Source organism: Candidatus Curtissbacteria bacterium (assembly GCA_024654445.1).
Lineage (GTDB): Bacteria > Patescibacteriota > Microgenomatia > Curtissbacterales > GWA2-41-24 > JANLHP01.
On record JANLHP010000003.1, the window covers coordinates 1 to 6030 of the forward strand.

Consider the following 6030-nt stretch of genomic DNA (forward strand, 5'->3'; position numbering starts at 1 on the left):
CCTCTTGTGTCATCCTTTTTCCTTGAATATAATCCACCTAAATAGAGAATAACAATGAATCTTAAAACAAAATTTCTGCAAGTATATGCAAATTTATCGCTAAATCAGAGAAATGAAATAGTAATTGTAATAGACAACGAACCCTTAACTTGGAACGCTGCTAGGATAGAGGTAGAAAACGATACAGAAAAAGGTAAGGAAATTTTGGATAAGTTAGAAAAACTTGGAATTATAAAATGAAAAATCAAGCTGGTGATAAAAACATTGGGGGGATTGTAGACCCACAGTTGCAAGAAGACATTAAAAAATTGGTTCTCGCGAGGATTCAGGCAGCATCGGACGATTTGCGTATAGCAATAGGCTCGACAGAATATACCAAAAAAGAAATGATAGAACGCGTAGAGGCAGAAGACGAAATCGGAAAAGAGATAATTGATATTCAAATGGAATATCTTAGAGACACGGCAGAAGGAGCAATTTACAAACTTTCCAGTGGATAAAGCGATCCTTGTTACGAGACCCAACCACGATTTAATAACAACATACCTATTTAAATGGTCAGAGTATGTTATTAACGTAGCGGACAAAAAGGGAATAAAAGTTTTGGACTTATCAAGCAAAAAAGCCAACGAGACAACTCTAACAAGCTATATAGTCAAAAATGAACCGATATTAGTATTCTTGAATGGTCACGGCAATAAAGATGTAATAACCGGTTACGATAACAAACCGTTGATATCGGCAAATAAAAACGAAAAATTACTTGAAGGAAAGATTGTTTATGCTAGAAGTTGTGACGCAGCTAAAAATTTGGGACAACTGTGCATCAAAAATAATACCCTTGCCTTTATCGGATATCAGAGAAAGTATGCAATCGGCTACTCTCAGTCAAGCATTACTAATCCGCTTAGAGATGAAGTAGCTAAACTATTCATTACTCCTTCAAATCTTGTCCCAATATCCCTATTGAAAGGAAATAGTGTTAGAGAATCTTACAGAAAATCACAAGATTCAATGGCTCGTAATTTTTCATTTATGCTATCAACAAGAGCTTCACCAGCCCAAAGGGACTCAGCCCCATATTTGTGGGCAAACAGGAAATACCAAGTAGTTTTAGGAGATGAAAATACGAAAATGTAGCTTGATTAGATTTGTGTTGACAGCATAATCCCTACGACAAGATATACTTAGTCTAACTGGCCAAGCGTAAAACCTTTTGTCCTAGACCTACATTTCTACAACAATCCTTTGGCTGCTCCAGAAACTTGGAGTAAAGATCAACTTTGCAGCATCTCCCTTAGGAACTTCGAATGCCATTGATCCGGTTACTTTTCCTCCGCCGGCTAAAGTTCCCGAATTTAAACTGTCATCCAAACTGGCAAAAGTTGACGACTCTTGCGCTCCATTAGCATCCTGCATTTTAAAGTCGAAGGGATTGTAAGAAACTTCATCTTTGCCAAGATTCCTGATCGTTACGTTTACAATCACATACTCTTTACCCGATTTAGGTGTGTTATATCCAAAACCTGCCGATCTCTTCGCAGAGTTCACGGTAAATTCTCGATCACCGAGTTTTGCCGTATCTCCAACTTTGAATGTTTGGTCAGTAGGTGTTGCCTGTACAGAATCAGTTTGAGACTGAGAATCTACTTTCGTTGGCCCGGATGATTGCCCTCCTGCCGCGACTCCGACAACAATAAGAACCAAGAGAATACCGCCGATAATTAATAGTGCTTTTTTCATTACTTCACCTCCAATCGTTATTTATTTAGGAGATTGTAATCTTTTGATGTAGTAAATATCAAAAACAGCATAATCGCGCAATTCACATTGACAGAAATATATTTTAATCCTATATGCCCAACCATGGTTGAAAGCGATTTTCGTGCCAGAGCAATTGATAGTTTACAGACCATAGCTTCGAAAGAGATCAACAGTGCTGAAAGAAATCTTGAAGTTATAGCGGATGAGTATAGGGACTATCACTCTGAAATTGATTCACCGTGGAAGGGTCCGAAAGTTAAAAGACCGAGAAAGGATGTTATCGACGCAGCAACAAGATGCGGACAATCGTAAAAGAGCGCTCGCTGAAGTCAGTAGATTAAGTTACGAGCCAGATGAAAGTGGCGAATGGAGCGCGTCAGGTCCGTTTTGGGGAGTAAACGTTACTTTTGGTGAAAGAGTAGGTTGGAGAAACGAAGGAAATGGTGTTGAGTCGAAGTATTTGGCGCCTTACGCTAGCATTAATGGATTACCTCAAACTCGAGAAGTAGCTAATCAGATGGTAAATGTATACGGGCCCGTACTTAGAGATGTGCACAATCTAGAAGAACAGCTAAGACAGACAAACGAACCTAGATTTCCTCATTAACCTCACAACTTTTCTACTTATCCAATCCAATCCGCGTGATATAATCTTTGGGCTATGAAAGCAGTGCAATTTAGTAAATATGGTGGCGTCGATGTACTGGAAGTAAAAGACGTCCCAAAACCTACACCTTCGTCTGGTCAAGTCCTTGTCGAAGTTAAAGCGGTAAGCATTAACCCTTTTGATTGGAAAGTCCGCGAAGGATACGTCAAAGACCACATGCCTCTCGATTTGCCAATAACAATTGGTGGAGATTTTGCAGGAGTTGTTGCAGACGCAGGCGACTCAGATTATAAGGTAGGTGACGAAGTATATGGACAAGCAGCTGCGTATGGTGGGGGATCCGGCGCGTTTGCTGAATTTGCAGCAGCATCAACTGGCAAGATAGCAGCCAAACCGACAAATATTAACTTCGAAGAAGCGGCAGCAATTCCTCTCGCCGGCCAAAGTGCATTGCAAGCGCTCCAAGACGATATAAAACTAGAAAAGGGCCAAAAAATATTAATTCACGGCGGCGCAGGCGGAATCGGATCCTTAGCTGTTCAAATCGCAAAAGCAATGGGTGTTTATGTCATAGCGACAGCAGCTAGTGACGATTTGGATTATGTTAAGGGTTTGGGCACAGACGAAGTAATCGACTACGAAGCAGAAGATTTCACCAAAAAGGTAAAAGATGTCGACGCCGTTTTCAACACAGCCGACCAGGAAACCGCCGACAAATCTTTAACCGTTGTTAAAAAGGGTGGGGTAGTGGCGAGTATGACCGGCGAACCCGACCCCAAGCTTGCTAAAAAGTTAGGCGTAAAAGGGATAGCCATGAGCACAAACGGAGACACGGCAAAATTAGAAAAACTCAAAAATCTAATTGAAAATGGGGAAGTTAAGCCTCAAGTGGACAAAGTCTTTTCGCTCGACGAAGTAAAAGAAGCATTCACACATCAAGAAAAAGGCCACCCCCGAGGAAAAGTAGTCCTTTCAGTTGGCGATTGACCTATGATAATCGCGGTCGGTAGCAAAAACCCCACAAAAATAAAAGCTGTAAAAGTTGTAGTCAACAAACTTTTCCCTGGCGCAAAAGTGGAAAGTGTGGACGTAAAATCTGGCGTAAGTGATCAACCTAAAACCGACGAAGAGACAATGAAAGGCGCAATAACTAGGGCGAAAAACGCACAAAAAGCTACAAATGCGGATTTTGGAATCGGACTCGAGGGAGGCATGCACAAAATAGGGAAGGACTGGTTCGAATGCGGTTGGATTGCGATTGTCGACAAAAATGGAAAAATTGGCATCGGATCCTCGTCTAGATGGCAAGTATCTAAGAAAATCTCCAAACCACTGCTTAAGGGTCAAGAGTTAGCGGACGTAGTTAACGAGTTGACCGGCAGAGACGACGTACATGTAAAAGAAGGCATAATGGGCTTGATCACCAAAAACCACCTTCCACGATATAAAGCATACAGTCACGGAATTATTTTTGCTTTTGCCCCGTTCATCTCGAACCCTATATTTTGGGATTAACCTAGAGCTGCAAGAATCGCTCCCATAACAGGGAGAGCAACGAGATAATAACCAACGTTTACGGCGTACAACATCCAAGGTTTACCTTCCCACAAAACGGAATTTAAAAACGAAGTTGCGATAAAACCAATCGCGACCCAAAGTCCGCCCACAATACCAGCCATAACGCCATTCCCAATACCTGCAGCATCTGCAAAAGCCAGAATGTGCGCAAGAACATAAGCCATCACAAGTGCGGCAACAGACGCCATCGCGTACAATTTCATCATTTCGGGAGACTTAGCTTTCGCCGGGTCCATTTTGTGTCCACTCAACTTCATCCAAGTTTTACCTGTCGGCGACATTGGAGAATACCAAAACGAGCCAATTACGATGTTGGAAATCGCGGCCGCGAGAACCGCGACGTAATTTATGTCTACCATCATATAAATCACCTCCCTTCGCTGAAATTTTTCAGCAGAAATATATCATAGCAGAGCAAATAAACAATGTTTTAGGATGTTCTTACCATTAAAATGGAGGTACAATGTAATATTGGGAAAAATTATGCAGAAAGACGATTTTACAGTTGAAGAAGAATTAGAAGTTACCGCGGCAACCGGCGGAAGCGCGCCTATTCCCTTGCCAGGGAAGGTAATTTCCATCTTTCCGGCTTTTGCGCACCGCAATTTTCAGCTTTATTTTGCGGGTCAGGCAATTTCGATTATCGGTTTTTGGCTCCATCAGGTAGCTGTTGGTTGGTTAAGCTTTCAGCTTACTAATTCCGCCTTCTGGGTAGGAGCAGTCGCCGCAGCTACTGGTCTTCCAATTTTATTCTTCACAACGTTCGCGGGGGTAATAATCGATAAAGTCGACAAGAAAAAACTTTTGATAGTGACTCAAGTCACAGAAGGAATCCTCGCAATTATTTTAGGTTTATTAGTTTATTTCTCCCTGATTAATCTTCCGCTCCTGATTCTTTTATCGTTTTTAATCGGAACAGTTGCAGCGATCGATTTACCGACAAGATTGACCTATATGGTCGAAATGGTCGGTAAAAAAGACCTCGCTTCGGCAATTCCCATCAACAACAGCTTATTTAACGGAGCAAGGTTCATTGGTCCCGCGATTGCCGGCGCTCTAATCGTAAAAACCGGCCTTGCAATGCCGTTTATTTTGAATGGCTTAAGCTTCATTGCCGGAATCCTGGCAATAATAGCCGTTAAACCCGTTTATATCGCTAAATCGGAAGCTAATATTCACCCGCTTGAGTCCCTAAAAGCCGGCTTAAAATATTCTTTTGGCCATCCAAAAATACTTTATTTCTTAATACTTGGAACGCTTTCCGCTATTTGCATTTGGCCGTACCAGACCTTAATGCCGATTGTCGCCGAACGCGTTTACCATTCGGGCGCGCAAGGATATGGATCTCTGCTTTCCTCCGCTGGCCTTGGCGGATTTCTTGGCGCGATTTACACTTCTTCACGGGCCAAAAGCGCAAACAAAGGCAGATTTATCTTTTACGGGATGATGGTCTCCAGCGTTACCTTTATCCTTTTTGCCATCAACAGGAATTTCGTCCTTGCCCACGTACTTTTGTTTGTATCGGGTTTTGGTTTAATTCTTCAAACAGCGACATTAAATACTCTTGTGCAGCTTAATTCACCTGACGGAATGCGCGGCAGAATAATGGCGGTTTACTTAACAATGTTTGTCGGCATGATTCCGCTTGGAAACTTCATCATGGGATACGTTGCGGAAAAAACGAATGCTATGTTTGTAATTGGTGTAGGCGGCGCAATCGTATTTTTAGTGGGAGTTTATTTCTACTTCCGCGGCATCTTCTCCAAATTCTCCGCCTAGCCTTGGCTGATATAATTGTCTCATGACAAAACCTAAAGTAGTCGTTTACATGGGCCAAAGCCTCAATGGCTTAATAACCAAAGACGGTGATGACACATCTTTCCTTTCCCGAAAATCATTCCTGGGCTTCCAAGACCATTCTCAAAAAGCGGGGAATCTGATTATAGGAAGAACAACCTATGAGATGAGCCTCAAAACCAATTATTTCCCATTCAAAAAAGCTTTAAATATCGTAATGACTCACGAGCCAATCAAAAACAGGTGGGGAGATAAGGTGATTTTTACAGACAAGCCTCCAAAAG

General features: G+C 42.0%; 10 protein-coding genes. 8 read left to right on the forward strand and 2 right to left on the reverse strand.

The window, feature by feature from the left end:
* The first annotated feature begins 54 nt into the window (after window positions 1–54).
* The 3 genes from NUV69_00180 to NUV69_00190 are packed head-to-tail and all read left to right on the forward strand — an operon-like array spanning window position 55 to window position 1140.
* Entirely contained in the window at window positions 55–240 is a 186-nt protein-coding gene (locus NUV69_00180; GenBank protein ID MCR4324091.1) for a hypothetical protein, read from the forward strand.
* Entirely contained in the window at window positions 237–500 is a 264-nt protein-coding gene (locus NUV69_00185) for a hypothetical protein (protein ID MCR4324092.1), read from the forward strand. Before NUV69_00180 ends, NUV69_00185 begins: the two co-directional genes overlap by 4 nt.
* Window positions 493–1140 carry a hypothetical protein gene (locus tag NUV69_00190; protein MCR4324093.1) on the forward strand — a complete coding sequence of 216 codons (648 nt, stop codon included), beginning with the start codon at window positions 493–495 and terminating at the stop codon, window positions 1138–1140. Before NUV69_00185 ends, NUV69_00190 begins: the two co-directional genes overlap by 8 nt.
* Window positions 1141–1227: 87 nt before the next feature.
* Here NUV69_00190 and NUV69_00195 read toward each other — a convergent pair whose 3' ends face one another.
* Window positions 1228–1743, reverse strand: coding sequence for a DUF4352 domain-containing protein (locus NUV69_00195; protein ID MCR4324094.1), 516 nt, complete (start codon window positions 1741–1743; stop codon window positions 1228–1230).
* 295 nt (window positions 1744–2038) lie between these two features.
* Between NUV69_00195 and NUV69_00200 the strand changes: the two genes are divergently transcribed.
* From NUV69_00200 to yjjX, 3 genes are read left to right on the forward strand one after another with little or no spacing between them, the layout of a single operon-like run.
* A complete protein-coding gene (locus NUV69_00200) occupies window positions 2039–2371 on the forward strand; it encodes a hypothetical protein (GenBank protein ID MCR4324095.1) in 333 nt (110 codons plus the stop codon).
* Between the two features lie 54 nt (window positions 2372–2425).
* Window positions 2426–3358 (forward strand): NADP-dependent oxidoreductase, encoded by a 933-nt coding sequence (locus tag NUV69_00205; protein MCR4324096.1) that lies wholly within the window; start codon window positions 2426–2428, stop codon window positions 3356–3358.
* A gap of 3 nt (window positions 3359–3361) precedes the next feature.
* Window positions 3362–3886, forward strand: coding sequence for an inosine/xanthosine triphosphatase (gene yjjX / locus NUV69_00210; GenBank protein ID MCR4324097.1), 525 nt, complete (start codon window positions 3362–3364; stop codon window positions 3884–3886).
* Here yjjX and NUV69_00215 read toward each other — a convergent pair.
* Window positions 3883–4308: a DUF1761 domain-containing protein gene (locus tag NUV69_00215; GenBank protein MCR4324098.1), complete on the reverse strand. Its 426-nt coding sequence runs from the start codon at window positions 4306–4308 to the stop codon at window positions 3883–3885. The two genes, yjjX and NUV69_00215, sit on opposite strands and share 4 nt — an antisense overlap.
* A gap of 124 nt (window positions 4309–4432) precedes the next feature.
* Here NUV69_00215 and NUV69_00220 point away from each other — a divergent pair, with 124 nt between their 5' ends.
* Together NUV69_00220 and NUV69_00225 are read left to right on the forward strand one after the other, a co-directional pair.
* A complete protein-coding gene (locus NUV69_00220) occupies window positions 4433–5728 on the forward strand; it encodes an MFS transporter (GenBank protein ID MCR4324099.1) in 1296 nt (431 codons plus the stop codon).
* Window positions 5729–5750: 22 nt separating this feature from the next.
* Window positions 5751–6030, forward strand: a 280-nt coding sequence (locus NUV69_00225) for a hypothetical protein (protein MCR4324100.1), incomplete at its 3' end; no start/stop codon positions are given.